The organism is Providencia sp. PROV255 (assembly GCF_028478065.1).
Lineage (GTDB): Bacteria > Pseudomonadota > Gammaproteobacteria > Enterobacterales > Enterobacteriaceae > Providencia > Providencia rettgeri.
Map to the genome: position 1 here is coordinate 1 of NZ_JAMPMI010000030.1, position 23,652 is coordinate 23,652.

A 23,652-nucleotide genomic window follows, 5' to 3' on the forward strand; every position below is an offset into this window, starting at 1 on the left:
AGGCCAGCATTGCTGGCCTTGCTATAGTGGTTTAATTATATGAAATAAAAGGATTTATTTCTGCCGATGTCCACATATCGACCACACTTAATATTATAGACTAATAAACCCCTCGCTTGAGGGGTTTATTTTTTAGGCGCAAGTTCAAATTGATATCTTTATGTGTGGATATGAAAATTTAACTTATGTATCTTCGTCATGTATCATGTTGCAGATTTTTTATTGCTATTTTACTTACATATAGGGATTTCAGATGTCATACACGAATAAAGCAGTACCTCAAGAAATTAAGAGATGGAATTGGGGGGCTTTTGTTTTCAACATTATCTGGGGGTTTGGTAATAAGTCATACCTTCCTTTACTTGCTTTAATACCTGTTTTTAATTTAATTTGGATTTTCGTTTGTGGCTTCAAAGGTAATGAATGGGCTTGGAAAAATGGGGATTATGATTCTGTTGAAACTTTTATGAAAGTACAAGAGACATGGAATAGAGCCGGATTAGTGTATTTCATATTATCTATTATCCTTACTGCGGTATTTTTCCTTTTCTTTTTCTCTACAATGACGGCTGTTATTGCAGGTGTAGCATCTCAAGGCCAATATTAGTATCCGCATTACACTCTGAATGTATCAGGTTTTCAAAAATTAGCCCCTCAATTGAGGGGCTTTGATTTCTATAATGCTAAAGAGGGTTGTTGATATTTGTTCGGATGCGGTTCAACAACATTAATATGTGCAGGTTTAACAACAATTTTGGTCACTGATTCGTGACTGACAAATGTGCAACCACAATTAATATTTTGGCACTGGTTATAACGTTCTTTGGTTTCGGATGAGACTTGATAGGAGCTACGTGTATGTGCAGCATGACCGCATTCTGGACAATTCATCATGATAGATTACCTTTTGTCATGATGTTGATGTTATGTGAATTATATCATGTGTTTTTATACAGTCTAAAAAATTATTCGTCAGCTATATCTAAATCCGAAATTTTCACCTCTAACTCTAATGCGGTTGTAAAACCACTGTCATTCAGTGAATGAACGACTCGCGTTAATGTCCAGTCCGCGTTATCAATTTCGGGTTTAAATCCGCTGACGGTGACAGGCATTTCAGGGTAGAGATCTGCACGACCAACCGCGAGTTGAATCGAAAATGACGCAACACCACGTTGGATTTTTTCCCAGTTGGCTTTTGCGGCTCGAGCGGCGTTTTCTTTAGTCGCATAAGTATGGGAAAGCGTCAGGACGTTCCCTTGTTCGCCGGCTAAATATTCCCCTTGTTTTTCTTTCGGTTTGGCGGGTTTTGCAGGTTGTTTGCTTTTTCGCTTACGCTTTACCGTCACTGCTTTTTTCTTTTTCGGCTCACGTGTATCAAGCCAGTTAGCAATAACACCGGTATATGCACCACGATCGGCCAGTGAAAAACGGTGTCCGTCACCGACTGAGCGAGTAATGTGCATAGTTTGAATGGGCTGACCACTGGCGGTTAAGCCTTGGCCTTGTTTCATAAACAGTAAATTCCCGTTTTTAACCGCGACGATTGCCCCCTCGGATTTCGCCACTCGTGTGAGAAATGAGCCGTCCGATTCGTTGGTTTGGTCGATATGAGCGAGTTTAATTTTATCTAACTTTTCATCAATAACCGCCTTTAACTTATTGCGTTCCGCCAAGGTGCGTACAATATCGCCCAACGATTTTTGATGGTAAGACTGCTCACGCTTGACGTTTAAAGTGTCGCGAAAGTCCGCACTACGACCACGGATCGTGAGCTTATCTGGCACGCCGCTATGTTCAACCTCATCAACCGTAAACGTCCCCTTGTAGATCAGCGGTTCGTTTTTCCAACCAAGATGCAATGATAAGGTTTCTCCACGTTTAGGTAAGGCGAGTTTTCCGTCGCTGTCATCTAATTCAATATCTAATTGGTCAGCTTCAAAGCCGCGGTTATCAGTCATGGTTAATGACATTAAACGCCCCTGAATCAGGCTATTAATATTTTCACCGCCTGCCGCGAGCACAAAAGCAGGGGTTAGTTCATCTTTGGTTAAAAAACTCATAGCGGTAAGGCTCCGCGAATATCATTGAGTTGCTGACCTAGATCGCCAAACATTTGAGACAGCGATTCATCCGTGCGTTTTAATTTCAGCGTAAAATCAATTTTTCTGGCCGAGCCATCATCAAAAAAAATACTTTTCGATTGAGTGATTTCTTCAATCACAAACATACCGTAAATAGTGCCTGAGCCATCAATCAGCGACCATGCTTTTCCCGTTTCTGCCATTTGTTCCAATACCAGCAATGACAGTCTGCCGCCAGTCAGTGACGGGAATAATGAGCCACTTAATGTGATATCGTCATTATCAAGGCCGATAAATTGAACTGCGGGGCGCTTGCCGACACGATTATTCACCCCATAACGGTATTTTTGGTTAATTTGCATCATCTGGTAAGGCGTTGTATTTAATTGAAAGACAAACAAGCCTAGTGCTGCCATTGCCATAATTAATCGTCCTCGCTGTCTTGATACCGACTCAGTCGTCTTGCCTGTTCACGTCGTTGGTTTTGCTCTAATTGTCTAGCGACTTCTCTAGCAATATCGTTTGCTGACTGGCTCGGTAATGGATAAACATTGATAGTGACCGGCGCAGTATTTGCCGCGTGATTGCTTTGATTTATAGTTGTTGGCGCGGATTGATAGCTATTTGCGGGTAAAGCATAAGGATGGATGGGTTTTGCTGTCGCGGTCATAGAGCCGATGGTTAATGCCGCCGCAGCCAGTGTAGCAGTTTTTCTCCGGCTAGTGATATGAGCTGGCCCATTAACAAGCTCGGGTCCATATTCCCCCGCAATGCCGAATTGTCCACGTGGGATAAATCCGCCATTGTCGAACATGCCCGCATTTTTCATACCGGCTTGAATAACGGTCACTTGTGACATGGCGCGGACAGTTTTGGTTTCATCCGAGAGCATCCAGTCAGGCAAAATATTCGTCGCCATTTGCTTGAGTTCGGCAAATTGGGCTTTCAGTGATTCCCACTTTTCCAGAATGCCATTTTTCAGGCTATCAATGATCTCACCGCCAATTTGTTTAAAGCGTTCCGGTAAGCCTTTAACATCCGCGACAATCTGATCCCACTTTTCAGAAATGGTTTTCTTGAGGAGTGAGCACATACGGACGGTAATAGACACAATGCTATCCCAATGCTTATAAATCCATCCAGCTGGCGTCCAATTTAAAATGAGTGATTTTATCGCTTCAAATGCATCTTTAAAAATGGTCGTGACTAAATTCCACAACCCTTTCGCGTAAGGGACAATATCATCCCAATATTTATAAATCAGGTAAGCCGCGCCAGCGATCCCTGCGATAAATAAGATAATCGGGTTAGCTAATAGCGCACGACCTAGCATCATAAATGCCGTTCCAATTAACTTAATAGGCTTAATCAGTAATGATAGAAAACCGCTGCCTTTGATACCTAATACGGACAGACTTAATTTTGCCATGGCGAGTGGCCCAATTAACGCAGCAATCATCAATGTGATACCGCCACCAACGGCCAGCACCGCACCTAACCCCAAGGTGATCATGGTGATTTGTTTGACCAGTTCAGGGTTTTTCTTTGCCCATTGACCAAACTTCGAAATGAGGTCTGTGACTCGTTTAGTGATATCCCGCAAAGGGCTATCTGCACCGCCAAAAATTTGTATTCCTACATCTTCATAAGCCGAGGTTAAGTTTTTTAAGTCGCCATCAAGGTTATCTGTCATGGTTTTGGCGACTTTTTCCGCTTCCCCTTTGGCGGCTTTAACTTCAGCAATTAAAGTTTGTAATTGTCCGCTTCCTGCTTGGTCAACAAGTACCGTTAGGGCTGCAAATGCCTCTTCGCCCGCAATATGCTTGAATAATCCCGCACGTTCTGCATTACCCATTTTTTTGGTTTTTTTATCTAGTTCAACAAGTATATCTGTAAATTCACGCAAGTTACCTTTTGAATCACGGGTTTTAATTTTCAGTTTATCAAGAGCTTCACCTGCCATTTTAGGTGGTTCAGCCAAACGACCTAAAATAGATTTTAATCCTGTACCCGCCATGCTAGCCTGAATACCCGCATCACCCAGTTTTCCCGCGGCTGCGGCTGCTGTTTCTATATCAACACCAAGACCTGATGCCACTGGCGCTACATATTTCATGGTGTCACCGAGCATCGTGAGGTTGACGTTTGAACGGGTAAAGGTGGCAACAAGGGCATCACTGACACGGTTCATTTCATTAGAATTCAGCTTAAAGCCGGTCAAGATGTTGGAACCAATATCAGCCGTGGTGGCCAAGTCGATATCACCGGCCAATGACATGGATAAAGTACCGGACATGGCATTTTTAATTTGCTCTGGCTTAAAACCAGCCATGGCATAGAACGCTTGGCCTTGTGCAACTTCATTAGCGGTAAATGCGGTTGTTGCCCCAAGGTCTCGCGCTTGCTCCCTTAACATCTTGTAGTCGTCAGAATTTTTATCAAGGCGAGTTAAGGCTTGCACTTTCGACATGCCGATTTCAAAATCATAGCCGGGTACTAAGACTTTTTTAGCCGCATAACCTAGCCCCACACCGGATGCAAGCATACCCGCGCCGCTACCGGCCATTTTATTACGTACGCCCATGGCATTTTGATAGCTATTTTTTGCCGCAGACATTCGCTTTTCTTGGTTGGCCACCCGTTTTAGTTGCTGCTCTTGTTGCTGTAATCGCCGGCTTGTGCTGGCAATGTCGCTATTTAATTTGATTTGAGCTTGGCTTAGCTGGCGTGTTGAAATACCACTGCCTTTTAGGGCTTCCCGTTGGCGCTGCAATGAGGCACTCAGTGTGCCGGTTTCAGCTTTGAGTTTTGCGGCCGCCGCTTTTGCGCGGTCAAGCTCCCGTGATTGGGCCCTCGTGGGATTTTGAACGGTGGATAATTCACGTGCGAGCCGGCTAACTTTGGCGGTAGCCTGTTGATACGCTTGACTAGCACTATCAAGGGATTGCTTGGTTTTCTTAAACCCGTCAATTTGCTTGGCTTGGTTGTTGAGCTCTTTGAGTTGTTGTTTAGATTGGCGGAGGGTTTCCGCCAATTTTTTATTCGACGCTTGGGCGCTCTTAAACGGTTTCGTGAATTTATCGACGGCGCTTAAAATCACCTGTAAACGTAAATCTTTACTCATCTTCTACACCGCTACGTTTAAGGGCGTGATAACGCCATTCTAATAATTCAGTTAGGGAAAATTCATCGGTGACAGCCGGTGACCAGTGAAAAATAGTGGCAATATCTGCCACTAAATCATTCACGGTTAATCGTTCTGGAAATCCATAGTCACCGACTTCGGTAACAAAAAAAGCACAAGCTCTTTGGTTAAATTCAGCATATCGGCTGGGTTCATCATGATTAATTCGGGTTTCGTCAATGCCGGTGCGGTGACGCGGGGTAATACCAACATCGCCGAATCCACATCCATTTCCATCAGTGCGGCTAAACGAACACCACGCAATGCGCCAGAATTGGGTTTACGTACCACAATCTCTGTCACTGTGGTTGTTCCACGCGTGATGGGTTCATCTAGCGTCACGGTGATTTGATTTTTTTCTACTGGTTCAGTCATTTACTTTTCCTATAAACCTAATGCGGCGCGTTGTTCTTCTAAGCGGTCAACACCATCTACTTTTTCAATCATATTGAGTAAGTCAATCTCAATGAGTGTTTCACCATCCCAAATGAGTTTGTAATACGTGGCATTAAAAGGCGCTTTGACTTGGGTATTTTCACCAGCCTTGCCATTACCGGAGTCAATTTCACTGAATCGCCCCCGTAACACGACCTCAACGGCGGTGTATTCTTTGGTATCTTGGCGTTGATAAGCACAATTGAGGCGCAACATGACACCATCAATTTGAGTGATCCCCCATTGCTTATAGAGCTGGGCTTCTAAACCCCCGAAAGTTAATTCGGCTGAGAGCGCATCATCTTCTAACCCCATATCAATTTTGACGCCGCCATTCATGCCGCCGCCGCGATAGGTTTCAAATTTACGGGTGATTTTCGGTAGCGTGATTTCTTCAATACGCCCCATATAACTTTCACCCTCATTGAATAAATTTAAATCTTTAAGTTTGCGTGGTAAGGCCATGATTACCCCTTAATTTTTGAGCCAAAATCTAATAAATAGCGGTCAGTAATACGCTGACGTAACAGTAAGTTTTCCAGTGGGGGTACGGCTGTATAGTCATAATCAATGTATAACTTGCCGCTTTTCAGCTCTTCTTTGGTGTTAACGTCTGGATCGAACCAACATTCACCGCCTAACAAATAGCCTTGCGTTGTCATGCTGCGCAGTTTTGCATTGATACTTTCGATAATGTCACGAGCCAGTGAGGGATTGAGCGTGCCGTCAATGGACCAGTCTAGCCCCTCGGCGATGGTGTCTGATAATACCTGCGCGGTGCGGGTGTAGGACTCAAAGGCAAATAGAGGATCATCTGAGCAAGTACGGGAGCCCCAAAACTTGAAGCCGTTATTGCGAATTAGCGTGGTGATATCGTTTTCGTTAAGTAAGCCGGCATCGGTGGCAGGGTCTTGTAAATCCCATGACACATCGGCAGAAATGCCCGTGACACCATTAACGCCTACGTTAGACAAGGTTTTATGCCAGCCGATTTCATTATCAATTTTGGCACGTAAACCCAAAGCACATGCGGTGGCGTAGATATTATTCTCTGCATTCGCGACGGTATCCCAACTTTGGAATTCAGGCCAAATCAACATTAATTCACGTTGATTAAAGTTTTTACGGTAATCAATGGCATCTGAAATAGTTTTACTGCCATAGGCGCTAATATAAGCCATGGCACGCATTTTTTGCGCGATACCGGCGAGCGTTGATGAAACCGCCTGTGTATCATGAGCCGGTGCGGCTAGAATGCGAGGCTTAACACCTAAACGGCCTTGCGCCACGGTTAATGCCTGCAAGCCGGTTTTGCGGCCATCGGGTGTAGAGCCACCAATGATATTTGAAGTGGTTTCTGCTTCGCTTTCGCCTTGCTCAACACGCACAACCACGGTAACTGGTTTTGATTGGTTACCGATAGCATCTAATGAGCGTGCAAGCGTGCCAGTTTCGCCGGCTTTACCCGCGGCATTTTTCACGTCAGTGATTAAAACGGGTGTGTTGAGTGGAAAGGCTTTTGTGTCTGCATCATCAGCAGTACACACCATTCCGACAATAGCGGTGTTGATGGTGCGAATAGGTCGCGTGCCTTCGTTGAGTTCAATCACTCGCACGCCATGGTGATAATCTTGAGCCATTACTAGCGTCCTCTATTTTGCAATAGCTCAATTTTGGGTTGGGGTTAACGCAAATGCACGAAATGGGGATTGTGTGAGGGATGAAACAAAGCCCCGTTGATGGGGCTCAGAATAGATTAATGTTATTCGGGTTTTTCAGGCCAATCAATATCTGGTGCGAGTGAAGTATCAACACGATTTAACAAAACACGGTATGTTTTCCACGCTGTTAATTTTGCTTGGTAATCGTCATTATCAAGACCGACTTCAATGGCATCTTTTAAATACGTGATAGTGGCATTCGCTTCCTCTAATCGCTGTGCTTTTTCCTGCTCGGCTTGTGCAACTAATACCGCTTTTTGAGCTTCAGTATCTGTTACCCATTTTTTGCCGTTCCACTTATCAAATTCTGTTTTCGGCTCTAAGAGAGTTAGCGTATCGGGCAAATCGCCAATAAAATCAATTTCAATCGGTTGGCGGGTTTCTGTGCTGTAAGCCGTTTTCCCTCGATAATCACTAACATAAAGCCATGATTTCTCATCTTCGCTACGTATAATAGCAATACCTGACTCAGTTGGAATTTCTGGCTTATCTAAGTAAGCATCGGCGACGACTGAACCACCGAATGGAACATTATCCAGTGATGCGCGAGTGTATTCACGCGTCATTGAATCACAAAGATAAACCTCCGCCCAACCTGCTCTAATTGCTAATCCTTGCTCGTCAAACTGTGCTTTTTGAATTTCAGTTGTGTATTTCATTATTTCATTCTCGTAATTAATATTTTTGCCACGTTTTTCATTCGTGTTTCATTTGCGGTTCTTGTCACTTTGCCGCTATCAAAAACAAGCCCGCCCGAGCTCGTATATAGATTGTATGCACCATTGCCACCCAAAATCATTCTTGATGACTTTTCAGGATTGACAGAAAAAGCACCTGATGAGGCAATACCTTCCCCTGCATAGTAATCATTCACCGCCCCCTTGATTTCTTGCATCGCATCCTCTTGATAGGAGCCAACTTGTCGCCCCGCATCAATACCACGCCCGTTATCTGCAACTCTAATTGCGTAACCACGGTCGTCTGGTAATTTAAGACTCGGAAATATTTTTGCTGCTTCTGGATATTCTGTTGCTGAGAAAGAGCGCCCCTCGTGAGGCCAGAAATTTTCAGGAACTGGCGCAGATGTATTCCAAAAAATTGACGAGCCTACGGGTACAATTTTATTAAGTACGTTAACTGCTGTATTGATTGCAGTTTCAATATCTGACGTGTGAGCTAGTGTACCTGCCTTGTCTTGGAATAAGTGAGCCCTATACCCATTACCAATGTTAGTCACAACAGCGGTATCATTAGTGCCCGGCTTTAATTCAATGCTAGAACTATTGATGGCGCGAAGAATTAGCCCGGACAAAACACCCGTTGCAATAACTGAGCCCGCAATATTTCCACCTGTTTTATCAAACTTCTTATCAAGGCCGTTGGTTAATGCTGCATTGGTTGCATAGTCACCCGCAGGGGCATAATTTCCTTTAGGTTGATATCTGCCGTCTGATTCAGTTTTTGAATAGCTGTACCCAAGCACGGCAAGCTTACCAATCTCAGTCGTGAATAAATTCAGACTAGGCACTTTGTCGTTATCGTTGCCTTTCTGGCCTGAAATATTTGCTTTATCGAATTTTTTATTTAAATCCAGCTTGGTTTGTGCTGATAGCGCATCAATTTTTTTGTCCAGCACTGTGATTTCAGTATTCACATACTCGCGAGTTGCGAGTACAACTGATGGGTCAATTTTTAATGTGACCGATTCAGTGTGACTGACAATCAATACCATTCGAATAGATTGCGTACGGCCTGAGCCCTCCGCTAATTGTGGCTTGTACGTTTCGGGGCAGTTTGCTACCGCAATTAAATTACCGGCTTTATCAAATAACCCAATCTCACGTATCCACCAACCGCCATCCTGTTCAGGAATAATTTGTTCAGCAATGATTTGATTTTTATTTTGTTCATCAATAAACAATGTGTTAATGGCGGCTCTGCGTTTTTCCGCAATTAATTTAGTTTGATTGGTATCCGGCGTTGGCAAACTCCCGCCGCCATCACCGACCGCCATGTGTGTTAATTCAAGTTTTGTGCCTAGCGCTGTCGCTTGGGCTAATAAGTTCTCACCTAATTTTGTGAGTAAGGCAAAGTATTTCATTGTGGATTAATCCTCATTTCATCAATTAAGTGAATAGCCGCGCCTTGAACATCAAGGCCAGAAACAGAAATTAAAGGCGGTGTATACGCGTAAACAGTCAATGAGTCACCGGTGTAACTGGATGCTGCGCAATAAAATTCACCGCGGGTTTCTAGTTGAATAGTGAGCCCAACCAAATGACGGCTCGCTGGCTTCGCATCAAAAATTAACGCTTCTAACTCTTGGTACATTTCCTCTGTGATACCGGTTTCCAGTACTCCAATATCTAGGCGAAATGTGCCGGCAGTTTCATTAGTTTTCCACCACTCAATCACGCGGATTAAATAACCCAACGGCTCAACCACGCGGCGCAATGCCCCAATCGTGCCCTTGTGTTTATGAATAAACATGGCGGCTTTAACGGCATCCCGTTTGGCTTTTTCTGACCAGTTTTTGTCCCATCGGTCAACACTGAACGCCCACGCCAGATACGGCAGCAAATGCACGGGGCATTTATCAGGGTTCCAAAGTTCACGAATAGGAATAGGCACGCGCTCAATCTGTGCCAATGACTCTGCCGCGGCTAGCTCTAACGGTGATGAGCCAACAGGCAATAAACGATTATTCATCCGAGCCCCCTAGTGCCACATTAATTTGTGTGCAGAAGCTGGCCTGTGTTTTATCCAGTTTGATATCTGCAGCCGGCTTTTTCAGTTCGACACGTTGCACGCCTTGCACATGTAGCGCGGCATAAATGGCACTGAGTACAATGTCACGGCCTAGCCGGTGTTGCTGTGTCGCATAGCGTCTCACTTGTTCTTCTGCCGCTGCCATGATCGGCTCATATTCAGGCGAGGGATAACAGTAAATCACCGCGTCTATTTCATAGTTAACGATGGTTGCTGATTGCACTGTCACACGATCAGCAACCGGCCTAACGTCTTCATCGTTTAACGCAATATTCACTTTCTCAATTAAATCAGCCGGTGCGCTGCCGTTCCCCTCGCGGGATAAAACGGTAACCGTGACATGAGCCGGTAGCGGGCTAATGACAGAAGCGTCAGAAACCCGACCATCGGCAGAGCGTGCGTGATATTCATAACTGCCAATCGGGCCAGCTACGCTTAACGCTTCGAAAGCGGCCGGTATACGCATGCGTAAATTAGAATCTGACTCATACACCGGTGCAATCGGTGGGATAGCGTTTTCATCACCGGCTGATAACATCAGGCGTTTCACGTTGTTATTGGCCGCGAGTTGGTCAAGGTCGGCACCGGTGGCAAAGGCCACCATACTTGCGCGAGCCGCTTCATTAACGCGCTGACGTAAAATCAATTCACGGTAGCAGCTCTCTTGCAATAATTTGGTTAACGGCTCAGATTCCAATTCTAAGGTGCGGGTGATGGCTTCCCGTTGTTCTGCTGGCATCGCACCAATTAGTGCGGCTTTGCGTTCGGCAAAGAGCACCTCATAATCTAACGTTTCGACCACATCCGGTGCCGGTAATAAACTTAAATCAATACTGGCTGCCATCGTTACCTCACATTGACCGAAAAATTAAGTGACTGATTGGTGTCTTGGTTTGTGGCTTCAATATCCACAATCATCTGCGCAGCCTCGGTGCTATTTAGGCTAATGCGAGTTAATAAAATGCGTGGCTCCCATTTCAACAATGCGGTGTAGCACGCTGACATTAACTGCAATTTCAGCGCGGGATTTTGTGGCTGGTCGATAAGTTCTGATAATAGCGAACCATAATTTCGCCGTGCGATGCGTGAGCCAATAGGCGTGATCAAGATATCGCGCACAGATTGGCGTATATGCTCAATATCGGAAAGGCACTTTCCATTTTCTCGACTCATACCGCAATATCTCATTGGGGTTTTCCTGTGGATTCTCCGCCGCTACGTACACCGCCATGAGTATGATCATGCAACGTAATACCATTGGATTTAATCGCGCCGCCGGTGTGTGTAAAATTACCCGTCATTTCACCGCCCTCGGTGACATTGAGCGTGGCGCAGGTGAGGTTTTGTGAGCAAATCACCGTTGGAGTGGTAAGGTTAATTTGTTTACTTGCATTGACGATAACTACATTTGTTGTGGCATTAATTTGTTCGCTAGCGTCAATCGTGGCCGTTTTAATTCCTGTTGCGATTAATGCACCAGTGGCGGGTTCATATTCAATGATTGCCCCATCTGAATAGGTTCGGTGGTCTGCTGTGAGTGAACTGGTCGGCTCGGCATGTTCATTGGAAAAGATACCGGTTAGCACAAATGCCGTGGTAAGTTCGCCGCCTAAAGCAAGGATAAGAACTTGCTCACCCACGCTAGGTGCATTCATGGTGCGAGTATTACCAGCACGCAAGGTGATCCAATTTAGCCAGTCGGTTTCTAAGCTTCCAATTTGTACACGACAGCCTTTCTTAGCATTCACATCTGTCACGATGCCAATGCGGATCAGATTTCTGATTAAGCGACGAATCTCGGCAGACATTAAATATCAAGCCTCGGGGTTAATGGCTGATAAAATTGTTTTTCTAAACCAGTACTGATAAGCAAACCAGACTATGAGCAATGGAATAGAAATCCATTGCTTGGTAACAATTAATAGGAATGCAGCGATAACGTTTAATACGATGACTAACCGGTAAATATTTAGATTAAAAGGAATTAGACTTTTCGTTATTCCTTTTAATGTACAAGAATGAGAGCCACTTTCTAAATTAGGGCTAAAAGAGAAAAATATTGCTATCACGTAGATATTCACAAGAATTCTAACGACCTCTGCACCTGCAACGACTTTATAGTCATCAACACTAATGGCCAGAATTGAAATAAAGATAAAAAGCCCCACAGGTAAAAGCGGAATAAATTTGCGCATGACAACCTCAAAAAAATGATTTTCTTAAGCGTGCCATTGATAGTGTATTGATTGCAGCTACTGCCTTTTGTGCAGTCGGTGATACACATTATCGAGAGAGGAAATCAATAATCTGACTTTCAATATGCCTGATTTCTTGCGGAGTGAGCCCTAACAACTGGCGTGATGGATAGGTTATTTTTGCATTGCCAATACGCTCGGTTAAACCGAACTGGTGTACACCGGCAATATTTGCTGCGGAAGGTAAAAAATAAATGACGGCTTTTTTATCGCTATTATAGGCGCGTAAAAAACGGGCGGTGGCCAGTTTTTTAAACATGCGGGTTTGCTTGGTTTTGCGCTCTGTACTGATTTTATCTTTTTTGATACTGATATAGCGCTGAATATCTGATTTACGAAATGAGCGCTGGGCTTTTTTATTCGCGTCTTGGCCAGTGATTGTTTTGCTATTACCACGCCAGTTCCGTAAGGTACGTTTTTGACCGTACCACACAAATTGGATCTCACGCTGTACCGTGACGAAATTCGCTTTGCGTTTGGTGTATGGGCTGCCATCCGGATTTTTTTGTTGTGAAATGCGCTTAATTTGAGAACGGCGTAAATCGCGAGTGATTTCTTTGGCGAGCTGCCGGCGCTGGCCTTGCGACATGCGATTTAATAAATGCGTTAATTCACTGTCAAGTTGACGCAAAGTATCATCATTCATCGTGTCGTTGGCCATTCATTAAACGGGTTAGCCGGCTCAGGGGTAGCCTCAATCACATATTTGCCGTCGTTATCAATCGCTAATACACGCTCGGTGAGATTTAAATCAATACTGATGTGGGCGGTTTTGTTATCTAAAATCACCGCCTCAAATCTAAAATCTTGTTGCCGCTTTGCGGGGTTCGCTGAAATATCGGATTGATTTTTTCTTAGCCAATCATTGACTACCGCAATTAAGACATTTTGGTCACCACTATAGCGCTCAATAATCATATTAGCGGTGTATTCATATTCAAAACTGGGCGTTTCTTCTAACGTAGAAATAATCCGCCCGTTTTCAACAAACAAGTATAAATTTTCGGGGTTATCTTTGAGAAATGGAATTTTGCTGTCTAAATATTCCCGTAAGTTAATGAGCTTTTTCACGGTTCCGTTCCTCATCAAATTGCTCAATTGCACCTAGCTGAATATTGGCGGTTTCTAAGGCTGCAAGTAAAGGGTCAACCATCAAAGCCAAATCGCAATAAGTTAGAACCCGTCCGGTAGAGGTGGTGGTACTTGCTGGGTGAGTGTTTTCGGAATGGGAACGCATTGCGTTTGCACGGATACGGTAGGCGTTGTCGAGCACCCGATCAGCAAGATACTTAGGCACAGGTAAATCACACGTTGGCTCGTTTTTAAGAAGGGTTTTATATTCAATTTTTCTTTCCTCGGCGGCGGCGCGTTGAATAATACCGCGACGATAGGCATCACCCGCGATTTGATTTGCACGGTGAAAACTTAATGATTGCTCAGAGATCAGCGCGGATTTTTTATCAACGTCTAACGAAAGTTGTTGGTTTTCTGCCGTGAGTATGCCGACTCGTTCATTGAGTCGATCTATTTTTTTGAGACCTTGCCAGCCGGCGAATATGACACCGGCGACAAGGAATAATGCGAAAGCGATTACCCACTTTTTCATATTAAACATAAGCTTTTCGTCTCGCATTATTGGGTTCAAGCATCACAACATCGCCCAAGCTTTTTCAAACAGTTCATCACTGTATGGCTGCTGACCATTTTCAACATGGACTATCGCTTTAGCGATTTTGAATGCCGTTTCTTTGTCATAGACATCAAGGCAATCACGACGGCCAAAGCCCGTTTCTTTACAGACACGATTAATATAACCCTCTGTATTATTGCGGTCTTTTGCCGGCGCCCAACGTTCAATAATTTCTTCCACCGTATCAATTTTACCGCAACCAACCCCTTGTTTTCCCGCATAGGTTGAATAGGTCCGCAACAGCTTGAATAATGCGCGAATACCGTATTCAGGTTTCCCAAAGCGGCTATGACGGGGCTCAATGCTAGGGTCAAAGGCCAACTCTCCTCGCCATGGATTTCTCGGGTTATAATCAATATTGCCCGGATTATTGTTGCGTATGCCGCGTGGTACGTTAGACATGTTTTCCTCCAGTAAAGCGTGACCATAAATAGGAAAGCCCGATACTTCCCATCGCACCAAATACACCGGTGGTGAATAGGGTGATATAAATGCTCTGATTGCCCTCAATACAGAGCAATCCGCCTAACAACCCGACAAAGCCGGAAACGACCATTTGCATAAAAGCCGCAAACCAGCTCCACGGGGCATTATTCGTTTTAACGTCAATGATGTATCTCACAACACCTCCCCACATTGAAATGAAGAGCATTAATAACCACTGTGCGATACCGAAACTGTTCGGATCTTTATCAAACATGTATCAATCCCATAGCTGTATAAGTGGCTGTACCGGCTCTTCGGTAATTTCAGGTAACTCAATCAATAGCCCCGCAGGTAGCACCGCGCCTTGTTCGGCAAGATTGGGATTCGCTAACAAAACAGCCTCGGTCATGCCTGTCGTTCTGCCGTAAAATCGCCAACATATCCCGTCTACGGTGTCACCTTTTATCGTTCTGGTTTTCATATCAATTCAACAATATTGTGTGTCGTGCCCTTGATGCGCTGAATTGCCCAGATAGCATCACGCTGTAAATCATCAATATTCGTCTCTAAGGCATCGGCTTTTTTGCTGCCGTTTGGCGTGGTGTCTATATCGCGGTAACGTTCGATTAAGTTTGCTTTTGCCGCACTGAATACGGCACGGCGATAAAGGATCACTAATTCCGATACGTCAATCTCCCCATGCGTGATTTTGCTGGCCGGAACCGCGTCTAACGTTGTATAGCCCAAGTGGATTTCTTGCTGTTGAAAGCGAGATAATTCACGGTTAGTTTCGATAATGGCGTTTTTTAAGGCTTCAATTAATCGGCTTTGGGTGACCGTACCGTCAACTCGCATTGATTCCCGAAATGCGCGGGTATTAATCACAGGCCAAAAATCACCACTGGTGATCGTTTCGTCTTTTTCATTAGCGGGTTCGGGCGAAACAAAATCCATAAGGTCACCTTAAAAATAGGTAGGCGGTGGGCGAGAGTCCGAAAAATAAATTTCTTATCTCGCGCCGCCTTGCGCGTTGGCACGTTCTTTATTCATCAGCTCTGTTTTTTGCTGACAAAAACTTTTCAATATTCTTAATATCCTGCTTAACCCCACTGCGCTCATTGAGCTCAAGGGCACGCATTAATTCACATAAAGCCGGTTGCGGAAAATCATTATCGCGCAAGCTGTAACCGAGCCATTTATGTAGCTCGGCGCGGACTTTATCGGGCATATCTTCATGCTCAATTAATGTCATGGTGCGCTGCAAGATATCCAATGGAATGGGATTTTTTGCGGTATAAGCTTCTTTGGCTCTATCTCCCATTTCTTCGGCAATAGCACAACCGGTTGTGCGAGATTGGCCTGACGGCATGGCGAGCTTGTGTTTTAATGCATACTCCGCAATATCTAGCCCTTGCGCGTACAAACCCGCGTCAAAACTCCACAACATGAGGTACATCAAAACATCATCTTGAACGCCAGAATTGCCTTTTAATGTTTCAGTGATCCACGTTTCGTATAGCGGTAAGGCTTTACGTTTGTACGCGGCTTTACGTTCAAATGATTGGGTTTTACCTAAATCACGCATGTGTTGGCGCAACATCAATTTGACTTGTGTTGCTGCCGAGGGGTCAGCAAGAACGCCATAGGCGCTGACGTTCTTGGCTTCAACCTGCATGCGTTTTCGTTCCCACGGATTCACAGCTTATTCTCCGGTTGGCGCGTCTTTTACTTCGTCCGGCTCAGTTGGCTCCGCCGGTTTTCCAGACGTCAGCTCAATGTTTTCAATCAACGCCACACAGTCGTAATCTTCAACAATGTAATCTTCATTCACTGATTCGTAGTTTTCGATACGGTCACGTTTGGCATTGTCCATCACTTGACGGCGGCGTGATTCGATTTGCCAGTAGATAGATAAATTATCTAATCGTGTGATAAGCATTCCATTTTTCGGGAAATAGGGAACACGTACCGCCGGCAATCCACCGAGGCGTTTTTGGCTGATAATCACATCCGCAGCTAACGCCTCGGTATTGGCTTGATCACGATTGACGATAGGGAAATATTTATCGGCTAAAAGTGAGCGGCCACAGATAACGACTAAATCGGTATCGTCGGCGTACACTTCTGAAATCGCGTGGTCAACGGCTTGCATGACCAATGCATCAAGGTTTTCATACTCTTCACCTTTACCCACTTTAATAGGCTCTGGGGTAATTTGGTTGGTGTCTTTATCGGTTGAAGAACCTAAAACATGTTCAGGGGCTTCAAGGCGAATTTTATGTAACCAACCGACATTCACGTCTTGCAGGAGTTTATTGACTTCGCGGTTTGAGGTTGCAGCACGATGTGTCCCGTTAAAGCCAATCATGATACGGTCAAGGGCTTGACGCTGAATAATGGCATCGCGGATACGGCGCTGAAAATCTTCAAACATCGCCCACATGTCCAGTTTTTCGTAACGGATAGCGGTATCGAAATTCGTTTGACGGCAGTGATAGCCTTGTTTGGCCAATTGAGTTGGGTCAGTCGGTTCGCGGTCTTGTTTGGTGGTGTCCGTCGTGCCGGCAACCGTTGAGCCAATGCCGAGGCCGATTTTTTCGCCCACTTGGTCTTTGACAGGCACAATATTAATTTTGGTCAGAAAGACGGCGCTTAACTGAATTTTGCTTTCCAGTTTTTGGGCTGCCGAAGGCTCAATTTCCACTTTTGAATCTGTGAATTCGTGTGGCTGAACACCGTAAATCTCACCTAGACGGGTCATGTAACCGTTAAATTTAACTTTTGTTTCTTTTCTCATTGTTTTTCCCGTTTAGCAATCAGTCAGGTTTTCAGTGTTGGTTGTATTGCCACCAAAAGACGTGGGGCGGTGTTGCTGATTATCTTGCTGGCTCAAATCTTTTTTGAGTTGGTCCAGCTCACTGCGCAGGGTTTCATTTTCTTGCTTGATACCCGATAACGCTTTAACTTGTGTTTCAAGCTGAGTCAGCTTTTGTGCAGTTTCGGTTTGCTCTTCCGCGCAAAGCTCTACCGCTTGGTGAATGTCATTGAGTTCAACATCATTGCGCTGACGTTCGCGACTGAATTTCGCCATGATGCGATCTTTCAAGCTGGGTTTTTCTGGTTTGTTTTCTTCTTCGGTAAATTCAATCACCGTTTCTTCCGCCGCCGTAAAGACGTTATCTTTATCTTGCTTGCGTTCTGAGAAAGTCGCGGTTTTATCTGCACCCGCGCTAAATTCCAACATGCTCGTGCCAAGGCTGGCAGGGTTATCCGTGACAGCTAAGCCCACCAAATAGGCCGAATTCATATCGGAAAAATTAGGGTTGATTTCAACGGAGGTATAAACCTTTTGACGCTTACGATTCATCTCAATTAATGAATCTGTTGGTGATAAAATCCCGTATAGAGCAAGCTTACCTTTCAGAGCACCTTCACTGATTTCTTCTGTATAAACAGATTCCACATCCCCAAAGCGCGGCATCCATTCATAATTTAGATGCTCCATGTTGATCCGAGCACCATAAACGGATGGGTCGTAATTTTTGGCAATATCAGTGAGCCATTCGCGCTGCACTTTACGTCCATCGGTTGTGGCTCCCTCAACACAAAGGCGCACAGGTTTAGATTTTTTTGTCATTGCTCAGGCTCCGGCAATTAAATTTCATACGTAGATAAATTTCATGCGTAAATAAAAAAATAATGAGCCTATGTTTTCAGGGATAAGGGCTAAGAAACAATGCTTTGCCATTGTGTGGAGAATGACACAATGGCAGCTCGGGGCGATTGGTCGTGTGAGCCAGTAATCTGGCGACATGAAAACATTACACGATTTTGACCCAAGAAAACGCGCCATGCACATGTACTTTAGTGGGTATCGCATCGCGCGTATTGCCGAGGCTCTCAAGGAAAAGGCCGCGACAATTCACAGTTGGAAACGCCGCGATAAGTGGGATGAAATCACCCCCATTGATCGCGTGGAAATGACGCTGGAGATGCGACTTTGTACGCTATTGAGTAAAGAAAATAAAGAGGGGAAAGACTTTAAAGAAATCGACTTACTTTATCGCCAAGTAGAGCGGCATGCCAAAATTCACAAGTACCAAAACGGCGGCAATGAGGTTGATTTGAACCCGAAACTGGCCAATCGCAATAAAGGTGAACGCCGCGCCCCTGAGAAGAATTTATTTAGCGAAGAGCAGATTGAAAAGCTGGAAGAAATCTTTCGTGAAAATATGTTTGAGTACCAGAAAGCATGGTACGGCGCCGGCCATCAACACCGAATTCGCAACATCTTAAAATCACGCCAAATCGGGGCAACTTACTTTTTCGCTCGTGAAGCCTTTATGGATGCACTCATTACCGGTCGAAACCAAATATTTTTATCGGCTAGTAAAGCCCAAGCGCACGTATTCAAAGGCTACATTATTGATATGGCGCGAGAGGTTGATGTTGACTTAAAAGGTGATCCGATAGTTTTGCCTAATGGCGCAACACTGTATTTTCTTGGCACCAATGCCCGTACCGCGCAGAGTTACCACGGTAATTTATATCTTGATGAGTATTTCTGGATACCCAAATTCCAAGAATTACGCAAAGTCGCCTCCGGTATGGCCATGCACAAGAAATGGCGTCAAACCTACTTTTCGACCCCATCCGCATTAACACACAGCGCGTATCCGTTCTGGTCTGGAAAGCTCTTTAATCGTGGTCGTCGTAAAGCCGATCACGTTGAGGTCGATATCAGCCATCAAGCGTTAGTGAATGGCATGATGTGTGGGGATGGCCAGTGGCGGCAAATTGTCACCATTGAGGATGCCATGCGCGGCGGCTGTAATTTATTCGATATTGATCAGCTCTATTTAGAATATAGCCCTGATGAATTCGAAAACTTGCTGATGTGTGAGTTTGTCGATGATATTGCATCCATCTTTAATTTGCAGTTAATGCAAAAATGCATGGTGGACAGTTGGGAAATATGGGACGACGTTCAGCCGTTAATGATACGCCCCTATGCTTATCACCCTGTTTGGATTGGTTATGACCCCGCGAAAGGTACTCAAAACGGAGATAGTGCGGGTTGCGTGGTGATTGCGCCACCGCTACACAAAGGCGGTAAGTTTCGCATACTTGAGCATCATCAATGGCGTGGCATGGATTTTCGCGCGCAATCGGACGCGATAAAAGAACTCACCGAGCGTTACAACGTGCAATACATCGGGATTGACTCCACAGGTATTGGCCATGGTGTCCTGCAAAATGTGCGGGAATTTTTCCCTGCGGCAAAAGAATTTGTCTATAACCCTGCCTTAAAAAATGCATTGGTGCTTAAAGCTTATGACGTGATTAGCCATAACCGGTTGGAATATGACGCGGGTAGTAATGATATCACGCAATCTTTTATGGCCATTCGCCGTGCCACTACCGCCAGTGGTAACCGCCCAACTTATGAAGCTGACCGCAGCGAAGAAGCCAGCCACGCAGATTTAGCATGGGCAACCATGCACGCCCTTTATAACGAACCGATCACCGGTGAAAATCACAATCAACATAATATCGTCGAGGTCTTTTAATGAGCCGTAAAAATAAAAAACGCCAATCACAAACACTGGCGCAAAAAACCGACAGCGCATCAATGGAAGCATTCACTTTCGGTGATCCAATCCCCGTACTTGATAAGCGTGAAATTTTTGATTATTTGGAATGTGTGCAAATTGATAATTACTATGAGCCGCCAATTAGTTTTAATGGCCTTGCGCGCACGTTCCGCGCAGCCCCACACCATAGCAGCGCAATTTATGTAAAACGTAATATTCTCACCAGTACCTTTATTCCTAATAAATATTTAAGTCGTCAGGCGTTTGATAGTTGGGCATTAGATTTTTTACTGTTTGGTAATGGGTATCTTGAAGAACGAAATAACCGTCTGGGGCAGTCGCTGAATTTTAAACATTCGCCGGCTAAGTTTACCCGCCGCGGTGTTGACTTAGAAACTTATTGGTTTGTGCAATATGGCTACGATATTAAACCGTATGAATTTCAAACGGGCAAAGTGTTTCATTTGATTGAGCCGGATATTAACCAAGAGTTATACGGCTTGCCGGAATATCTCGCGGCAATCCCCTCCGTACTGCTCAATGAGTCGGCAACACTATTTCGCCGCAAGTATTATCTGAACGGTTCGCACGCGGGTTATATCTTGTATATCAGTGATGCGGCACAAAAAACTGATGATGTGGATAAAATTCGTGAAGCACTCAAAAGCAGTAAAGGACCAGGGAATTTTCGCAATTTATTTTTGTACGCACCAGGGGGAAAGAAAGACGGTATCCAAACAATTCCGCTTTCCGAAGCTGCCGCAAAAGATGAATTCCTTAATATTAAAAATGTAAGTCGTGACGATATGTTAGCGGCACACCGCGTGCCACCACAAATCATGGGGATCATTCCTGAAAATGTGGGCGGCTTTGGTGATGTTGAGAAAGCGGCAAAAGTATTTGTGCGCAATGAGTTGATGCCGTTACAAAGTAAGATGATGCAATTGAATGATTGGTTTGGTGGGGAAATTATAAAGTTTGAAAAGTATTCTCTAGACTTGGACGACGAATAATATCACGCGTAAATTCAATGATACCGCCCACTGAGGCGGTATTTTTTTTGCCCGTAGGTAGATGATCTCGATGCCCTAAATAATAATAGAACCCCACTGTATTATACCAAACCTAACTCACCAAGACGAATCCGCAATAAATTACCCCCATCAAATAGCGATTTAAACGCACTATACGCCACCACAAAGCGTGCAAAATTAATTGCTATCTAGTTATAGAAATTTGATTTTAACGCTGTGACGGCTCAGAGATTTTGCGGACGGATATTTAACAATAAACACCTCGCCGCGCAATCGTAGCCCCGCCACGCCTGCCCACTAAATAGGTCGGTTTTCATGCAGGTGCAAGAGATCGTCAGAACCGCGCCAGAGGTGGTACTTCGCAATGGTAACGATCCTTTTTTGATCTTGCGGATTTGGGCAGGAAATTGCGAAATTTGTGCGTCATGAAAAACAAAAAGGAAAACCGCCTTACGGCGGTCTGGATTAGGGTTTCTTTGGCGGCAAATTTACTTCTATTTTCGTTAGTGTCATTTCATCAAGTGACTTATGTTTCGCAATAACGATGCCAAAACATCGTAATATTTCATTCAATTTCAGTCCGTCTTGTATAATTAGATTGTCTACATTATTGATGAAATTCATTAACTGTCGTCTTTTTTCACTATCTAAGTGCTCTTGATGTTGTTTTAGTGGTTTATATCCATACATATTAACCTCCTGAAAACGCGCAAAGGTACATTTCCCCAAATGCTTCCGGATGAAATCTCTTACTGCCCTTTTGTATGTTGTCATAGCACGTCACATGATCCAATGTCGCTTGGAACAAATTAACTCTATCAATAAAAACATTTTCACTATTGCAAGCCCCTATATTTAGTTGGCTTGCTTTGTCTAGTTTGCTCCGAGTTGAATAAAATGTTCTACGCCATTTTGTATGGTTTGCTATACCTTTAGCTAGCGCTAAAATTTCAGCTGGATTTTCATTCCACGACCATTCAGGAACATACACATCCCCTGTAATATCGGCAACAACTGGAAACTTTGTTGTAATAAAATAAATTTTTGCTCCATTATTTAACTTAATAATTAATCTGTCATTTTCTTTAAAATAATCCATAAAATCTTCATGTTTCATTTGATTTGCATGATGGCACAAATATTGGATTTCATTTTGAATAAGCAGGGCATCGCCTATAAATATTTTATTTCTTCCTGTTAAGCATGCATCATTCAGTGCTTCCAATGAAAAATACCATGATGACCCAATTTGTCTCGCTTTGTTTAATACTCTATTACGATGAAATTGATTGTTACTCCAACGCTCCTGCCAATCATTTACATCTGTATGCATTTTATAAGCTAATTCTATTAATAATTCATTTGTTACATTAATTTTAAACATGATAAAAGTTCCTACTTATCAAAACGAACAAAATTAATTATTTTTTCTTTTTTGAAATCGATATCAGCGGCAATTACGCCATTATCAATTAGCCCATTGATGACACCCAGTAAGCCCATAGCAAATATTTCTGCCTTTTTACCGCATACAAAAGAACAGTCTGATTGCGCTAGTTTTTCACTCACTTCTACATATCTACTAAATAATTCGTAGGTTGCTTTTGGGTCTAATTCATTTAACTCATTTAATTTAATAATCACTTTATCTATATTCATTATTATCATCCTCATTAGTAAAATATTTATTGTCAATCCATAACGCTAATAGAAGTAATAGCGCCATAATTAATGCAGCAAACCAAAAAATAATAATCAGAATGGTTGCCCACACAGGTAATTTATCGTTTGGGTTCCTTTTGTAATGCCAAATAATGGATGTACAAAAAAACAAAGCACCTATCCCCCAAACAATTAAAGAAATAATTATTCCATCACTCATTTGTTTTCCTCTCTCAACTTATTAATTCGCATTAACGCATTGGTATATCGTTGCCTGTACTTTTCACTAATGGTTTCTTTTTGAGCCGTTAATTCCATTTTTTGCAGTTCTTTCCCACTCTCGTTTAAGCTCAATCTCAGCCGTTCCCCATCGACTTTTATAAAATGCAGCTCATCACTCACGCCTAAACCGTTAATGAACATGGTTCTAATCTGTGGAATATCGAAATTAATGCCGACTTCGTTGGCAAAATTGATAATTTCCGACTGAATTTCCTTATCGATCTCACTTACTTCAATGTTTGAAATCTGTCTTTGTTGATTTCTCTGTAATATTTCGCTCTCAGTGGCGTTTTGAGCATCGGTTTCTATAAACGCGAAACCGTATTCTCTAATGTTGCATACTTCACCTGAGCCGTGCTCAGGCTCGTAAAATTGCACATCTGATAGATTGGATGTGATCCGCGATCTACAGTTATTGACAGGACTCCGAGGCGCTCCGCTGTCGCTTCTTAAAAGATTAAGGTCAACGTCAACGGCGCTTTTCTTGACGATTTGATACTTTCTGTCACGCGTTTT

The 23,652-nt window shown here is 43.8% G+C and carries 32 protein-coding genes and 1 pseudogene; 3 read left to right on the plus strand and 30 right to left on the minus strand.

Annotation, left to right across the window (positions count from 1 at the left end):
* Nucleotides 1–253: 253 nt before the first annotated feature.
* Nucleotides 254–607, plus strand: coding sequence for a hypothetical protein (locus tag PR725_RS21150; RefSeq protein WP_048606821.1), 354 nt, complete (start codon nt 254–256; stop codon nt 605–607).
* A gap of 68 nt (nt 608–675) precedes the next feature.
* Here PR725_RS21150 and PR725_RS21155 read toward each other — a convergent pair whose 3' ends face one another.
* The 25 genes from PR725_RS21155 to PR725_RS21275 form a co-directional block, all read right to left on the minus strand.
* Nucleotides 676–894 carry an ogr/Delta-like zinc finger family protein gene (locus PR725_RS21155; protein ID WP_102140616.1) on the minus strand — a complete coding sequence of 73 codons (219 nt, stop codon included), beginning with the start codon at nt 892–894 and terminating at the stop codon, nt 676–678.
* 71 nt (nt 895–965) lie between these two features.
* A complete protein-coding gene (locus tag PR725_RS21160) occupies nt 966–2,063 on the minus strand; it encodes a phage late control D family protein (RefSeq protein WP_272570379.1) in 1,098 nt (365 codons plus the stop codon).
* A complete protein-coding gene (locus tag PR725_RS21165; RefSeq protein WP_102140831.1) occupies nt 2,060–2,506 on the minus strand; it encodes a phage tail protein in 447 nt (148 codons plus the stop codon). The genes PR725_RS21160 and PR725_RS21165 overlap by 4 nt, the downstream gene beginning before the upstream one ends.
* 2 nt (nt 2,507–2,508) lie before the next feature.
* Nucleotides 2,509–5,208: a phage tail tape measure protein gene (locus PR725_RS21170; protein ID WP_272570380.1), complete on the minus strand. Its 2,700-nt coding sequence runs from the start codon at nt 5,206–5,208 to the stop codon at nt 2,509–2,511.
* Entirely contained in the window at nt 5,201–5,320 is a 120-nt protein-coding gene (locus PR725_RS21175; RefSeq protein ID WP_036962273.1) for a GpE family phage tail protein, read from the minus strand. The genes PR725_RS21170 and PR725_RS21175 overlap by 8 nt, the downstream gene beginning before the upstream one ends.
* Before the next feature lie 14 nt (nt 5,321–5,334).
* The gene (locus PR725_RS21180; RefSeq protein ID WP_036962040.1) at nt 5,335–5,643 is read right to left on the minus strand and encodes a phage tail assembly protein; all 309 of its coding nucleotides are present in this window, start codon (nt 5,641–5,643) and stop codon (nt 5,335–5,337) included.
* 9 nt (nt 5,644–5,652) lie between these two features.
* Complete coding sequence (locus PR725_RS21185; RefSeq protein WP_036962042.1) at nt 5,653–6,168, minus strand: phage major tail tube protein; 516 nt, start codon at nt 6,166–6,168, stop codon at nt 5,653–5,655.
* Between the two features lie 2 nt (nt 6,169–6,170).
* On the minus strand, nt 6,171–7,343 hold the full coding sequence (locus PR725_RS21190; protein ID WP_272570381.1) for a phage tail sheath protein: 1,173 nt from the start codon (nt 7,341–7,343) through the stop codon (nt 6,171–6,173).
* 122 nt (nt 7,344–7,465) lie between these two features.
* Nucleotides 7,466–8,083 carry a tail fiber assembly protein gene (locus PR725_RS21195; protein ID WP_272570382.1) on the minus strand — a complete coding sequence of 206 codons (618 nt, stop codon included), beginning with the start codon at nt 8,081–8,083 and terminating at the stop codon, nt 7,466–7,468.
* Nucleotides 8,083–9,525 (minus strand): phage tail protein, encoded by a 1,443-nt coding sequence (locus PR725_RS21200; RefSeq protein ID WP_272570383.1) that lies wholly within the window; start codon nt 9,523–9,525, stop codon nt 8,083–8,085. Before PR725_RS21200 ends, PR725_RS21195 begins: the two co-directional genes overlap by 1 nt.
* A complete protein-coding gene (locus PR725_RS21205) occupies nt 9,522–10,133 on the minus strand; it encodes a phage tail protein I (RefSeq protein ID WP_272570384.1) in 612 nt (203 codons plus the stop codon). The genes PR725_RS21200 and PR725_RS21205 overlap by 4 nt, the downstream gene beginning before the upstream one ends.
* Nucleotides 10,126–11,037 (minus strand): baseplate assembly protein, encoded by a 912-nt coding sequence (locus PR725_RS21210; RefSeq protein ID WP_272570385.1) that lies wholly within the window; start codon nt 11,035–11,037, stop codon nt 10,126–10,128. The genes PR725_RS21205 and PR725_RS21210 overlap by 8 nt, the downstream gene beginning before the upstream one ends.
* A gap of 2 nt (nt 11,038–11,039) precedes the next feature.
* Nucleotides 11,040–11,381: a GPW/gp25 family protein gene (locus PR725_RS21215; protein WP_036962053.1), complete on the minus strand. Its 342-nt coding sequence runs from the start codon at nt 11,379–11,381 to the stop codon at nt 11,040–11,042.
* Nucleotides 11,378–12,001 carry a phage baseplate assembly protein V gene (locus PR725_RS21220; protein WP_094961869.1) on the minus strand — a complete coding sequence of 208 codons (624 nt, stop codon included), beginning with the start codon at nt 11,999–12,001 and terminating at the stop codon, nt 11,378–11,380. The genes PR725_RS21215 and PR725_RS21220 overlap by 4 nt, the downstream gene beginning before the upstream one ends.
* Before the next feature lie 6 nt (nt 12,002–12,007).
* Nucleotides 12,008–12,388, minus strand: a complete 381-nt coding sequence (locus PR725_RS21225; RefSeq protein ID WP_210833964.1) for a hypothetical protein — start codon at nt 12,386–12,388, stop codon at nt 12,008–12,010.
* A gap of 88 nt (nt 12,389–12,476) precedes the next feature.
* Entirely contained in the window at nt 12,477–13,094 is a 618-nt protein-coding gene (locus PR725_RS21230; RefSeq protein ID WP_272570386.1) for a phage virion morphogenesis protein, read from the minus strand.
* A complete protein-coding gene (locus PR725_RS21235; protein WP_272570387.1) occupies nt 13,091–13,519 on the minus strand; it encodes a phage tail protein in 429 nt (142 codons plus the stop codon). The genes PR725_RS21230 and PR725_RS21235 overlap by 4 nt, the downstream gene beginning before the upstream one ends.
* A complete protein-coding gene (locus PR725_RS21240) occupies nt 13,503–14,063 on the minus strand; it encodes a DUF2570 domain-containing protein (protein WP_272570388.1) in 561 nt (186 codons plus the stop codon). Before PR725_RS21240 ends, PR725_RS21235 begins: the two co-directional genes overlap by 17 nt.
* A 33-nt stretch (nt 14,064–14,096) precedes the next feature.
* The gene (locus PR725_RS21245) at nt 14,097–14,540 is read right to left on the minus strand and encodes a structural protein (RefSeq protein WP_272570389.1); all 444 of its coding nucleotides are present in this window, start codon (nt 14,538–14,540) and stop codon (nt 14,097–14,099) included.
* On the minus strand, nt 14,533–14,838 hold the full coding sequence (locus PR725_RS21250; protein WP_036962068.1) for a phage holin family protein: 306 nt from the start codon (nt 14,836–14,838) through the stop codon (nt 14,533–14,535). The genes PR725_RS21245 and PR725_RS21250 overlap by 8 nt, the downstream gene beginning before the upstream one ends.
* Nucleotides 14,839–14,841: 3 nt before the next feature.
* On the minus strand, nt 14,842–15,045 hold the full coding sequence (locus tag PR725_RS21255) for a tail protein X (protein ID WP_036962069.1): 204 nt from the start codon (nt 15,043–15,045) through the stop codon (nt 14,842–14,844).
* Nucleotides 15,042–15,518 (minus strand): head completion/stabilization protein, encoded by a 477-nt coding sequence (locus tag PR725_RS21260; RefSeq protein ID WP_265524185.1) that lies wholly within the window; start codon nt 15,516–15,518, stop codon nt 15,042–15,044. Before PR725_RS21260 ends, PR725_RS21255 begins: the two co-directional genes overlap by 4 nt.
* Nucleotides 15,519–15,606: 88 nt before the next feature.
* A complete protein-coding gene (gpM, locus tag PR725_RS21265) occupies nt 15,607–16,263 on the minus strand; it encodes a phage terminase small subunit (RefSeq protein WP_238706824.1) in 657 nt (218 codons plus the stop codon).
* A 3-nt stretch (nt 16,264–16,266) separates the two neighbouring features.
* On the minus strand, nt 16,267–17,361 hold the full coding sequence (locus PR725_RS21270; RefSeq protein ID WP_272570391.1) for a phage major capsid protein, P2 family: 1,095 nt from the start codon (nt 17,359–17,361) through the stop codon (nt 16,267–16,269).
* Nucleotides 17,362–17,373: 12 nt separating this feature from the next.
* Nucleotides 17,374–18,201 (minus strand): GPO family capsid scaffolding protein, encoded by an 828-nt coding sequence (locus PR725_RS21275; RefSeq protein WP_272570392.1) that lies wholly within the window; start codon nt 18,199–18,201, stop codon nt 17,374–17,376.
* Nucleotides 18,202–18,376: 175 nt separating this feature from the next.
* Between PR725_RS21275 and PR725_RS21280 the strand changes: the two genes are divergently transcribed.
* Both PR725_RS21280 and PR725_RS21285 read left to right on the plus strand, forming a co-directional pair.
* Nucleotides 18,377–20,134, plus strand: a complete 1,758-nt coding sequence (locus PR725_RS21280) for a terminase ATPase subunit family protein (RefSeq protein ID WP_272570393.1) — start codon at nt 18,377–18,379, stop codon at nt 20,132–20,134.
* Nucleotides 20,134–21,171 carry a phage portal protein gene (locus tag PR725_RS21285; RefSeq protein ID WP_272570394.1) on the plus strand — a complete coding sequence of 346 codons (1,038 nt, stop codon included), beginning with the start codon at nt 20,134–20,136 and terminating at the stop codon, nt 21,169–21,171. Before PR725_RS21280 ends, PR725_RS21285 begins: the two co-directional genes overlap by 1 nt.
* Before the next feature lie 486 nt (nt 21,172–21,657).
* On the opposite strand, the gene PR725_RS21290 is transcribed toward PR725_RS21285, so the two are convergent.
* From PR725_RS21290 to PR725_RS21310, 5 genes and pseudogenes are all read right to left on the minus strand, one after another.
* Nucleotides 21,658–21,882, minus strand: coding sequence for a hypothetical protein (locus tag PR725_RS21290; protein ID WP_214196028.1), 225 nt, complete (start codon nt 21,880–21,882; stop codon nt 21,658–21,660).
* Between the two features lies 1 nt (nt 21,883).
* Nucleotides 21,884–22,576, minus strand: coding sequence for a terminase large subunit domain-containing protein (locus PR725_RS21295; RefSeq protein ID WP_214196030.1), 693 nt, complete (start codon nt 22,574–22,576; stop codon nt 21,884–21,886).
* An 11-nt stretch (nt 22,577–22,587) separates the two neighbouring features.
* On the minus strand, nt 22,588–22,851 hold the full coding sequence (locus tag PR725_RS21300; protein WP_094961858.1) for a hypothetical protein: 264 nt from the start codon (nt 22,849–22,851) through the stop codon (nt 22,588–22,590).
* Nucleotides 22,838–23,074, minus strand: coding sequence for a hypothetical protein (locus tag PR725_RS21305; protein WP_094961857.1), 237 nt, complete (start codon nt 23,072–23,074; stop codon nt 22,838–22,840). The genes PR725_RS21300 and PR725_RS21305 overlap by 14 nt, the downstream gene beginning before the upstream one ends.
* Nucleotides 23,071–23,652 (minus strand): annotated as a pseudogene (locus PR725_RS21310) (replication endonuclease); the annotation flags it as partial. The pseudogene PR725_RS21310 and the gene PR725_RS21305, both read right to left, overlap by 4 nt.